This window comes from Haloferax sp. s1 (assembly GCF_058382125.1).
This window is the reverse complement of the sequence record NZ_JBZRPK010000261.1, coordinates 1-2,504: the sequence shown is the minus strand read 5'-3', so window position 1 is coordinate 2,504 and position 2,504 is coordinate 1. Positions and strand designations below refer to the sequence as shown.

Genomic DNA, 2,504 nt, shown 5'->3' with positions numbered 1-2,504 from the left:
AATTCGCCGACGATGGGGAGACGCCGGTGAGCGTGTTGACGGGCGAAACGCTAGCGCACTCGCAAGCGGCGGCCGAGGAAGCACGAGAGTTTGCTGACGGTGCTGACAGCGTCGCAGCCCAGGTCGCCGTCCCAGCCGCGGTGGAGGCAGAGATCGAGACCGCCAGCACGCCCTACACCGCAGCCGCATTCTTCCATTTCAAGGCAACCGGCTCGCTCGAACTGCATCGATCCTACCACGCGGTGTACGAGTCGGATGGGTTCTCGGTCGCGTTCGAGGCCGACTACGAATCGGGAGATCTGACCATCACCGTCGAGCGTGCGGACGGCCCCTGAGAGAGGGAAGCGCCGAGAGTGGTTTTTGTGCGCCAGCGATGGGTGCCGGCGCAGCACGGGGTGAGCGAGCAACGATCCCCGGTGCGTCGGCGCTTCGAGGTGTTCAAGATGCATATGGTCATTTACGCGCTGGTAGAGGCATCGACGCACGACGACGCGCTGGCCACCGGACAGACGGTGTTCGAGCGATTGGTCGGCGCGGATCCACACACCGGCGCCGTCTTCGATTACTTCGTCACGTTCGACGAGGAGGACACGTCCGTTGCAGGGAAGGCGCGATGGGGTGAGCTTCCGACCGCGGCTCCTGTCGACTCCGATGACGGCCAGGACCTGCTCGAGCGTGGCTGGGAGGCGACGAAGGAGGAGTTCGAGCGCAATCTCGGCCGGGTGAAGGAAGCCATCGAAGAGCTCTCAGACGAGGAGATCATGCGGGACGAAGACCTCGCCCGGCACGCCTTCCACCAGGTCGGCGCCTACGACGGCCCGACGGTGTTCCTGTACAACGAGTACGCGAACGGAATCCGACATCGCGAGCAGCTGGATCGAGTCCTTGAGGAGAGTGATGAGCTCTGGATCGTGCCCGCAGACGTCCACTTCTGAACAATGCCCCGCATCACCAACTGGCGACGCGAGAGCCGCTCGCCGACACTCGCGTATCGGAACGCCGAGACCGGTGCGCGAGCCGTCTTGCATCGAGCGCCGGACTCTACCGGTACAAGTGGCGTGGGGCAATCCTCGTCGACGGCTACCCGGTCTGGTCGCGGGGATACGAGACGAAAGACGCGAAGTCGTTCCGTGACGTGCTCCGGGAGCGGCCGGCTCCGGAACTCAGCTGTCCGGAATGCCCGAGCGACGACGTTCGCGTCGGCGAGAAGGCAGCAGACGGGGCGAAGGTCCAGCGCTGGTACGATTGCCCCGACTGTGGGTACGAAGCCCTCTCCCGCATCGTCTACGGCGCCGAGCGGTGAGTGAGTGAGCGGTGGGCGCTGTTTTTCGGCCGGGCACGAGGTCGTGGCCCGGGACGGCCGGGTTAGTCAACCAATGAGTCTCGAAGTACTTGACCGACACAGTGAGGCACTGTTCGAGTTCCTCTGGTGTCCCGTCTGCGGGCAGGAGGTGTTCACCCACATCCCGTTCGAGGGGGTGTTCTGCAAGAACTGCAACACCCAGGTCGAACTCCAGGAATCTCGAGAGACACGCGGCTACGAGGAGGCCGTGCTCGCCTGCTTCGATTCTACCACGACCTAGAACCTCCACGTCGACGAGAAGCTACGTCGCGATCTTCCGGATGGATCGGCGCGGGTGAAGGTCTTCGGCGCATCGGGCACCTACGAGGTAGATTGGTGGAGTCCGGAGCCGGGTGAGGACTGGGAACCTGTCGAGCGTGGCGAGTTCGACGACGTGGAGGAGTCCGACGACGTATCGCATCTGGCATAGTACTCATGGTGAATCCCTCAGCAGGTGATATTTGTCAATATCTTTGCTGCATAGAGGGCGTGAACCCTTGGGTTTAGAGGTCAAGAGAGCGGTTCAGCGTCACATTCCTCAGTAAGATGAGTCTGGATATCCGTCGTAACCTCACCACACAGTTGACACTCAATTGGCCCGTGGCTCTGACCTGTATCGACTACTTGGAGCCGGAGCGTGTGTTCTGTACGCCAGAATCCAGATTCACCGATCGTATATTGGAGGCGCAAATCAGGGACACCACCAGTTCCTACACCCAAGGGTGCCAGAACTTCATGGATTCTCTCGATATCCTCCTCCAAATACGAGACCAGTTCCTCGTGGGTACCTGAATATCCGTAAGCGGGGAATGAGAACTGTTGGGAGGGCCCCACCATCTCCTCGAATCGTTCCTGTCCGCCTTCGGTTTCAAATTCGAAGTCGAAATTAATTCTACCGGGAATCATCCCCACGAATTGCTCCTGAACGACCTCTTGGTCAGGTGTGATTCGGTCGATGAAGACAATCGTAGAATCCAAGTCGTCACCGATTCCCTGAAGCTCTTCTACTGCTTGCTCAGCATCCTCAGTTTCACGGTCGGATTCCGTCCAGACCTCAATCACCTCTATCTGTGGTGGAATCAGCTCCATCGGCGCGGGAATTCGGGTTTCCGTGATAGTTTGGAGAATCGCCAACTGCTCTATCAACTCCCGGTCGTAGGGG

The 2,504-nt window shown here is 60.3% G+C and carries 3 protein-coding genes and 2 pseudogenes; 4 read left to right on the top strand and 1 reads right to left on the bottom strand.

Annotated elements, in window-relative coordinates; translation table 11 throughout:
- From QT222_RS02525 to QT222_RS02510, 4 genes and pseudogenes are all read left to right on the top strand, one after another.
- Positions 1-335, top strand: a 335-nt coding sequence (locus QT222_RS02525; protein WP_491476199.1) for a DUF8025 family protein, incomplete at its 5' end; no start/stop codon positions are given.
- A gap of 108 nt (positions 336-443) precedes the next feature.
- Positions 444-935: a DUF7995 family protein gene (locus QT222_RS02520; RefSeq protein ID WP_491476200.1), complete on the top strand. Its 492-nt coding sequence runs from the start codon at positions 444-446 to the stop codon at positions 933-935.
- 3 nt (positions 936-938) lie between these two features.
- A pseudogene (locus QT222_RS02515) lies at positions 939-1,303 on the top strand (DUF7568 family protein).
- Between the two features lie 73 nt (positions 1,304-1,376).
- Positions 1,377-1,772 (top strand): annotated as a pseudogene (locus QT222_RS02510) (DUF7567 family protein).
- Between the two features lie 80 nt (positions 1,773-1,852).
- Here the strand turns inward: QT222_RS02510 and QT222_RS02505 are convergent.
- A partial coding sequence (locus tag QT222_RS02505; protein ID WP_491476198.1) for a hypothetical protein occupies positions 1,853-2,504 on the bottom strand: 652 nt, incomplete at its 5' end.

Excerpts from the sequence above, each read along its gene's own strand:
- QT222_RS02520 (WP_491476200.1), top strand. The coding sequence starts at position 444 with ATGCATATGGTCATTTACGCGCTGGTAGAGGCATCGACGCACGACGAC.